Origin of the sequence: Erwinia sp., assembly GCF_031978025.1 — a bacterium.
In the GTDB taxonomy this organism is placed as follows: domain Bacteria; phylum Pseudomonadota; class Gammaproteobacteria; order Enterobacterales; family Enterobacteriaceae; genus Erwinia.
In genome coordinates, this window is the sequence record NZ_DALZCD010000206.1 from 1 (window position 1) to 7,921 (window position 7,921).

General features: G+C 45.4%; 6 protein-coding genes and 1 pseudogene. 4 read left to right on the plus strand and 3 right to left on the minus strand.

Annotation, left to right across the window (positions count from 1 at the left end; all coding sequences use genetic code 11):
- A pseudogene (locus tag RTK32_RS15640) lies at positions 1 to 257 on the plus strand (hypothetical protein); the annotation flags it as partial.
- A 557-nt stretch (positions 258 to 814) separates the two neighbouring features.
- On the plus strand, positions 815 to 1,879 hold the full coding sequence (locus RTK32_RS15645; protein ID WP_312045574.1) for a mechanosensitive ion channel domain-containing protein: 1,065 nt from the start codon (positions 815 to 817) through the stop codon (positions 1,877 to 1,879).
- A gap of 606 nt (positions 1,880 to 2,485) precedes the next feature.
- On the opposite strand, the gene RTK32_RS15650 is transcribed toward RTK32_RS15645, so the two are convergent.
- From RTK32_RS15650 to RTK32_RS15660, 3 genes are read right to left on the minus strand one after another with little or no spacing between them, the layout of a single operon-like run.
- Positions 2,486 to 3,703 (minus strand): MFS transporter, encoded by a 1,218-nt coding sequence (locus tag RTK32_RS15650; RefSeq protein ID WP_312045576.1) that lies wholly within the window; start codon positions 3,701 to 3,703, stop codon positions 2,486 to 2,488.
- Complete coding sequence (locus RTK32_RS15655) at positions 3,700 to 4,542, minus strand: sulfurtransferase (RefSeq protein ID WP_312045578.1); 843 nt, start codon at positions 4,540 to 4,542, stop codon at positions 3,700 to 3,702. Before RTK32_RS15655 ends, RTK32_RS15650 begins: the two co-directional genes overlap by 4 nt.
- A gap of 45 nt (positions 4,543 to 4,587) precedes the next feature.
- Positions 4,588 to 5,826 (minus strand): radical SAM protein, encoded by a 1,239-nt coding sequence (locus tag RTK32_RS15660; RefSeq protein ID WP_312045579.1) that lies wholly within the window; start codon positions 5,824 to 5,826, stop codon positions 4,588 to 4,590.
- A gap of 356 nt (positions 5,827 to 6,182) precedes the next feature.
- Between RTK32_RS15660 and RTK32_RS15665 the strand changes: the two genes are divergently transcribed.
- Entirely contained in the window at positions 6,183 to 7,403 is a 1,221-nt protein-coding gene (locus RTK32_RS15665; RefSeq protein ID WP_312045581.1) for an ATP-grasp domain-containing protein, read from the plus strand.
- A partial coding sequence (locus tag RTK32_RS15670) for a PLP-dependent transferase (RefSeq protein WP_312045583.1) occupies positions 7,396 to 7,921 on the plus strand: 526 nt, incomplete at its 3' end. The genes RTK32_RS15665 and RTK32_RS15670, both read left to right, overlap by 8 nt.

Sequence of the window (7,921 nt, forward strand, 5' to 3'; positions counted from 1 at the left end):
GAGGCAGCATGCAGGATACACGCGAAGTGCAGATTGCTGTCCGGGTTAACGTGCTGCAGGCTGATATCAGCACCGCGCGTAAGGCCCGCTATCTGACGCAGACTCAGGCCGACACGATGTGGCAACAGGCTGCGCGCGTGCGTGGTGACGTGACGCACTTTGTGAAAAAACAGGGTTTCCTCAGCGCGGCAGAACGTGCCAGTTATGACAGAGAGCTTGATGAACTGGCCACCAGGCTTTGCCACAGAGTAAAATAGTCCCCTGACCAGCCCACCTGTCGCCAGTTAAGCTATGGCGTCCTTACGGGTGGATAACTCTCGGCGCCCGCAGGCATCAGTCGGCCTGGTTTAGCGATGCCGCGCTGCGTTACCCCTGCGTTTCTGTGATCTTCCCGCCATCAACTTCTTTTGCCGCTACCAATGTTGGTCGCCTCTGAGCATGAACTGAGGTTTGGCGTGCCTGGCCGGCCTGAACCGGCTGATAAAGCAAAGCAGGAATAAGCGGAGGCCTCAGGACAAACCCGCTTTTCACTCATAGTGAGTCGTATGACTTTATGGGGCAGTGTAAGGCGAGATATGGCTTAACACGTTGAAAACGCGAATGTGAGGGGCAGAACAGTTGCAGGGATCATCAATTACAAGAAGCGTTTACTAAAAATCTTCAGAAAAATTCCTGCCTGAGGAGGCGAGTTTATTATATTTTTCATATACTAATGTGTTTGTCTCAAAAAATCAGCAGATAACCTGAAAAAGAAGGGTTACTGTTTTTTGACTTATCTGACAACCTGGTTTGTTGGCTTTTATAGGGGAAAATAATGCCATTGCTATTTGGTGAGTTATCTGGCTTTCCATCCTGGGTGCCTGCTGTATTGCTCGTCACGCTCTCTCTTGCCCTGGGTTTTCTGACGCGTTATATCCTTCTCCGTTTTATCCGCTACTGGCAAAACCGCGACAGAAAACTGTTCAAATCGCTTGAAAAGCACCTGCATGGATCAATGTTTCTTTTTATCCCCTTACTGTTAATCAGTTTGGGCGTTAATCATGTCAACATTGAACCTGAATCCATTAGTTTTATTACAACAACCACGCATATTTTTATTATATTATCGTTTTGTTCCGTTCTGATTCGATTAATCAATGTCGCCCAGGACATGCTCTTTATACGTTATGACATTAACCTTTCAAATAATCTCCGTGCTCGTAAAATCCGTACACAGATAATTTATGTTAAAAAGGTGGCTATCGTTATCCTGGTCACCTTATGTCTTTCCCTGATCCTGCTCAGCTTTCCTGGCGTCAGGCAGTTCGGTACGACCATTCTGGCCGGGGCCGGGGTTGCCGGAATCATTATCGGATTCGCCCTTCAGAAGTCATTGGTTAACCTGTTTGCCGGCATTCAGATAGCCTTTACACAACCGATTAAAATTGATGACGCCGTGGTCGTTGAAAAAGAATGGGGTTGGATTGAAGAGATAAACCTGACTTATGTTGTGGTGCGCCTTTGGGACCTGCGCCGACTGGTCTTGCCTATCACTTACTTCACAGAAAATCCGTTTCAGAACTGGACGCGTAATAATGCACAAATCTTAGGCTCCGTTTTTCTTTATCTTGATTATTCCATGCCGCTAGAGCCGCTCCGCCAGCATTTTGAAAAAGTATTAAGCGAAACAAAGCTTTGGGATCGGGAAACTCAGGTACTCCAGGTTACCGATACTGATAACAAAACCATGACTATCCGATTACTGATGACGGCACAAAACTCCCCTACCGCCTGGGATTTACGTTGTTATGTACGGGAAAAAATGATCGAGTTTATTCAGCAGAATTACCCCCATAGTCTTCCTCGCGTGAGGGCGACACTGACCGACTCCGATGATTGATCGTTCAAAGTGTCCGTTATGAAGCGCGCTCGTTTTAACCGGGTGGAACGTACGGAGCAAGCATGCTGCATCAGCATAGGGAGCACCGTACTTTCCCTCTCCACTCAAAATGAGCCTGAAATATTGTGTTGTGTTGGCGGGCGTGAAAAAAAAGTTTTAGTCAATTTTGATGATAAATTAATCATGATCGGACCGTATTGACGCATTTGAGAATAAAATTCTCATACGTAAGCTTTGGACGAATGAAGATGATTTGGGTTTGTTTTGCTTTGTTGAGCAAGCCGGAGAGACGGCTCCTGGATTGCTGGAGCCGGGTGACAAATGAGGGTGAACCTGTGGTGCTCACTTTCAAGCAATGACTAAATATTATAAATCTCGCCATCAGGAGAATTATCGTGTCGGTTTTCTGAGCAGGACAGGAAGACCTACAGGGATTTGGGATGGGGTTAATGATATGGCTGCCTCGATCAGCACTCTTTCAACTGTCCTCAATATGCTCACTTCCCACGCGTACCGGCTGTATGCACGCCAGCACGCTCCACCTGAGCCAGAAGAAACGATGTCAACATTAAGGCCTCACCCTTCAACAATGGAGAATTTCTTGTGTCATTCCCTTTGCTGCAATGAAGACTGACCTACTGAGGCATATATTAATATTGCAACGATCCCCAGAATAAAAAGTGATATGAACATTAAGTGACCTAACCCGGCATCAATAAGAAACCCACAAAAAAGAGGACACATTGCAGTGCCGAGTGAGGTAAGATTAATTAAACCGAAGGATGTCCCTCTTAAATCGTCAGGTGCCAGCCTGTCCACCTCGACGCTGAAAGCAGGCATGGTAATTAGCTCCCCGATACTGAGAACCAGCACACAAAGAGCCAACATCTCAACCGAGCCGGAATATACTGTCAAAAACAGTAGCTGGGATACTGATATAAGGAATATTCCCATAATTATCCTGGATCTAATCGTCCAGCTTTTTAGTAAAAACATAACCGGGTACTGAAAAACAACTACCGTTACGGCGTTAACGACAAATATCATACTGATGGCGTAATTCAACTCTGAAAATTTCAGTCGAGTCAAAAGCTGAATAAGCGGAGAATCAAAAGAGATATAGACAAACATCACAATAAAGTAGCAAACCAACAACTTTGAAAACTGCGCCTGAGAGAAGATATTTAAAATAGAATGGGTGAAGGCTGGAATCTCCTTCTTGTCGTGGACTACTGTATTACGCAACCCTTTCAAAACAAAAAGCAAAGCTAAAGCATAGAGCAGGTAAACTGCGCAGGACACAATAAATATGTTAAGGTTCGGTGAGGTAAGAGCATAAGTCCCCGCCAGGGGACCAAGAGCAGAACCAATATTTACGATATAATAACGTATATATTGGTATTTTTCCCTCGATCTTAGATCGACCAGATAGTCGCCAATCATGGCCTTACTAAATGACTCGGTACAGGCACGCCCTGTTGAGATAAATATCATGGCAGCCACAAATTCGGCTGTGCCATTGGAATATGCCATAATGGCGAAACCAGCAATACTGAGCAATAGGCTGGCTATTAGCGAACGATTACGCCCAAGCTTATCAGAATAATAACTGGCGAATACGCCAATTATTATCCCAGCGGCTGAAGTCAGGAAAAATATCGCGCCAATCAGTGATGCACTTAACTGAAAATTGCGATAAAGCGTGACGGACAGATAAGGCCATACCATAAAATAACCCGCACGGGACAGAAATGTCCCGGCCAGCATTGTATGGATCACAGCAAACTGTTTTTGTTGAGCCACCAATAAATTCAAATTCGTCATAATTCGGCCGACTCACTTTTTAACGGCAGGCTCTCATCCTGGCCCCACTCAGCCCAGGAGCCATCATAAACACGGAGGCTTTCAAAACCGGCCAGATGAGCGGCGAACAGGACAATACATGCGGTGACTCCAGACCCGCAACTGAAAACCAGCTCGTCTTTATGTGACAGTTCGTGACGAGCAAACATATCTGCCAGCACGTCCCGCGTTTTATACCGGCCATCATCGAGAACTTCACTAAAAGGGATATTAACGGAATGCGGGACATGTCCACGCCTTAATCCAGCCCGGGGCTCAGCCTGTTGCCCGGAAAATCTGGCTGCAGGCCTTGCATCCACTAACGTAAAACGCGGGGCACTGATATTGTCCAGCACGGCGAATCTATCGACGATTTGCTCAGGCTTAATATTAAATTTGCAGACGCTTTTAACATCGGGGACCGCATAGTTTTCGGATACTTCAAATCCCGCCGCCCGCCATGCTGGCAGTCCCCCGTCAAGAATATGGCAATTATCAATACCCATGACCTTCAGCATCCACCAGACTCTCGGGGCCGAATAAATGCCCTGTTGGTCATAAACCACAACAGTTGAGTCGGGGGTGATCCCTATTCCGGCCAGCAGGGAGGGGATACTTAAGACCGAAGGGAAGGTATGGGGTAAATCAGATTCGGGTTCTGAAAACGTCGTCTCCAGGTCAAACCAGACTGCTCCTGGAATGACTAATCCTGTCATATCGCCCGTCTTGTTTGCTGTTTTTTTAAGCGTAGCGTCGAGTATGACAATGTTGCCTGCACTCAGATTGTTTGCAACCCAGTATGGAGAAACCAGCGCTTCCATATTCGTCCTTTTCAAAAAAGGCTCCCTCAGGAGCCCTGATAAATTTCAGACTTCAATAATGTCAATACGCTTTTGATTTACAAGCGGAATATCGTAGTTTTGCATCTGAAGTATCTCACCTGCAAAGCAGCCATTCTTGTAAACACCAGAAAGCCTGTCCTGGGTAAACGCTTCGATAGCTTCTGCATTGAAGTGAATCTGATAATCAGTTTCACCGCTTTCGGCATGCTTAAAGCGCGTAAGGTAGCCGAAAGTTGGCTCGAAAATGTTTACGCAACCGACGATTTGACCAATACGCTCATGAACCGTTCCGTTAATCAGCTGGCTTTCCCCTGCCTCTGGAATGATGGCAAACAACTGACGACCTGCACGACACCATCCCACATGCGAAGGCAACTCCAGCACTTCAATGCCGGATGTACCGAAATCTTCGCTAACGCCTAGCTGGAAATTGAGTGGCATGTTCTCATGTACCCACTTTATGTCCTGATAAAACTGCGCTACTTGCTCTTGTGTAAGCTGCAGGTGTGGATGTCTGCGCCCGTGGTCTGTAAAACAATTGAACCTGACTGTCTGTACACCCAACTTGTTAAAGAGATGACAGTAATTTACCAGATCCTCTTTGGTATGATTATGTGTCCCAACCGTAATGCCGATGTTAACCCGCATCAGGTTACTGTCGCCCTTTTCCTGGCTATAATTTTTAATCCGGGAAATCACTTCAATACATTTTTCGCCAGGAAATACGCCTTTAATAGGATAATCGACATGGGAACGTAGCGAGCAGGCCTCCGCATCATCAACCAGTCCGTGAAACGTAATCGATATGGTGCCGTATCCATTTTTTACTGCTTTATCCAGTAGTTCCTTAAAGTTTTTCTGCAACAGAGGTTTACCGCTGGTCCATGCGTCGCCCGCAACCATCGTATCCGTCTCGTTTTTATCCTCTCCGGAACGAAATTCGCGATTATGAGCAGGGCCATAAATATCCATAAACTCACCATTGTGAGCAAAACTATCCACATACCGAGGATAAATATTAAAACGCTGCTCGCTCAGCTTTCGGTAAATCTCATGCCCTTCCTGAATACCAAAGGATTTAGAGAAAACTTTTTCATAATTGACAAACCAACAATGATTGCAATTCTGGCCACAAGTATCTTTACCAACGAAGGTATCAACATCCAGATAAAAATGAATGTCCTCATTTTTTATTGATGTAAAGGGAACACGAAAATCAATGTCCCCATGATAATCGTACGACATATCCATATTGCCTTGCATCGACATTGCCTCACTTTATATTTTTCGTACGATGATTTATCTGGATTAAATAACGCTTGTCAATCGAGCAGATGCGTAAAATGCATAAATATTATTTATCTTTTTTTTACAGAGTTTTACCCTACAAAAAAGACAATGAGCAGATTTTTAGTTCAAAAAATAGCTAGCAGGCACATAGCCACTGCTCTAAACAGTTAGATATAATCATTAATAAACCCACTACCACCTGCACGCGCTCACTATAAGTCACTGATTAATATCGCATATAACAAAATGTAACAACCAAGCAACAATAAATTGTTTACTAATCCTTCATTGTTGTTATTGTCATGAAAAAAGTGTGGGTTAACATTAACATGAAAAATATCCTCATTCTGGCGAAGACGGAATACACGCGAACCCCTTATGACTTATGGCTTAAGGACCTGGGTATCGAACCGGTACTCATTACCTCTCCGAAATTCTATGAAGAGTATGCTCGCCACATTAAAAATTGTTTTTGTCTGGAGGAATATGATCGAGATGATGAATCCCTCTATGCGCTGGTAGAGTCAATTTATCGGGAGACACCCTTTGATTATGTATTCTGCAGGGCAGAAGTAGATATCATTCGCGCCGCTCAGATTAGAAGCCACTACGGCCTTCCTGGACAGGATGTAAACAGCGCCGTGTGTTACAGAGATAAATTCCTCATGAAAGAGACATTATCTCGCGCTTCAATAAAAATGGCACCTTTCAGGAAAATAGATTCTGCGGAAGAGCTTATGGCCTTCGCGTCGACCAATGGCATGCCTTTGGTTGTAAAACCTCGTCTCGCTTCGGGGTCTTCCGGTGTTGTTATTATAAAATCACCGACTGAACTGCAGTTATACCTGCAACAGAATAATAATCAAATTACTAATATGCTGGCAGAGGATTATGTCGATGGCGAAATGTTCCATATTGATGGGCTGGTCGTCGAGGGTAAACTTACTTTTATTCAGCCGTTTCGATATGTAAACAACTGCCTTTCCTATCGGGATAACTTATATATTGGTAACGTACCGCTGGACCAAAACGATCCGTTGCATGCCCGTTTAGTCAGTTCTGTTCAGGAAATACTGCATGCCATGCCTGTTACTCAACACTTTGCTTTTCATTGTGAGATGTGGGTGACCCCAACGGATGAAATCGTTTTTTGCGAGATAGCGAGCAGAACCGGCGGAGGAATGATAAGTTTTCTGATTGAGGAAATGGCAGGTTTTAATATAGATAAAGCGTGGCTGTTAGCAGAATGCCAGATACCTCAACACGCTTACCCTCAATATCAGGAAAGCTTTCTGCGTTTTGGCTGCGTTTGCATCCCACCTGCTAACGGTCGGCTTGTCTCCCTGCCGGCTGAGTTTCCCACCGAGGTGCGCAAGACACATTTGACCGGAAAAGTTGATGAAATTTATGACGGTGGGGAAAAATCAGGCCTTTACCTGATCGGCCATGTGGTGGAGGCGGACGACCCCGCATCCGTATTGCAACTGTTTGGTTCATGCTATCAACAAATTCATGATGCGGAACACTGGGAAACAGTCAACAATGGCTAATAAAGTCCCCTGCGCGGAGGAGAGCCATTTTCCGCATCCTCCGATCTATCGCTCCACTTCCGGCGTTTATCCGCATTTTGCTGCACTGGATTCTGCATCACAGGATGTCCTGAAGAGTGAGTATCCGCGTTATTCACGTTTTGGCACCCCTGTAACAGATGCTGTCGAATGCGAGATAACCCGCCTGGAGGGAGGATATGGGTCGCTTAGCACTTGCTCGGGCCTGGCTGCGATTACGTCTGTGTTTATGGCGTTCCTGCGTCCTGGCGACCATATCCTGATTACGCGTTCTGTGTATGAACCCGTCAGGCGTTATGTCATGACATATTTGTCCGGACTGGGTATAAGCGCGACTTTCCTGAGTGCCGAGGAGTTCTGCCATTTAGAAGAGTATGTCAATGATAAAACCACGCTGATATACGTTGAGTCTCCATCGTCGAACGTATTTGAAGTAACGGACATCGCCTTAGTAGCCCGGTTTGCCCAGGCAAGAGGCATTTTGACCATTATTGATAATA